An 829-nucleotide genomic window follows, 5' to 3' on the forward strand; every position below is an offset into this window, starting at 1 on the left:
TACATTGTTTACGTCAAACCTGGCGAACGAATTCCTGTCGACGGAGAAGTGGTTGAAGGCCGTTCAGGGGTTGACGAATCGATGATTACAGGAGAAAGTCTTCCTGTTGACAAAAATCCTGGTGACAGCGTGACAGGTTCAACCGTTAACGCAAACGGCTTTCTGAAAATTAAAGCTGTCAACGTCGGAAAGGATACTGCGCTTTCTCATATCATCAAAATTGTTGAGGAAGCACAAGGGTCAAAAGCACCGATCCAGCGTCTCGCTGACCAGATTTCAGGTATTTTTGTTCCCATTGTATTGGGGATTGCCGTTCTCACTTTTCTCATTTGGTATCTTTGGGCGGCTCCTGGCGATTTTGCCGAAGCGATCAGCAAGTTCATTGCGGTTCTTGTCATTGCCTGTCCTTGCGCCCTCGGTCTTGCCACTCCGACGAGCATAATGGCTGGATCTGGACGCGCTGCTGAATTCGGGATTTTATTTAAAGGCGGCGAGCATTTAGAAAAAACACATCGTCTCGATACAATTGTTCTTGATAAAACCGGAACCGTGACAAACGGGAAGCCGCGTCTGACGGATGCCATTCCATTCGGCCGTTTTGAAGAAAAAGATTTGCTTCAATTTGCAGCGGCAGCCGAAACGGGATCAGAGCATCCGCTTGGCGAAGCGATTATTGCTGGCGTGAAAGATAAAGGGCTTGAGATACCGAAACTTACCCGCTTTGAAGCAAAAGTCGGCGCAGGCATTTTGGCTGAAGCCGGAGGAAAAAGCATTCTCGTCGGCACTAGAAAATTAATGGAGAGCGAACAGGTTGAGCATGGGGCTCTTC

1 pseudogene is annotated in these 829 nt (G+C 48.3%); it reads left to right on the forward strand.

From position 1 onward, the window contains the following. Positions 1-829 (forward strand): annotated as a pseudogene (gene copA, locus ACWHAR_RS25360) (copper-exporting P-type ATPase CopA); the annotation flags it as partial.

The organism is Bacillus sp. LR--39, assembly GCF_053613335.1.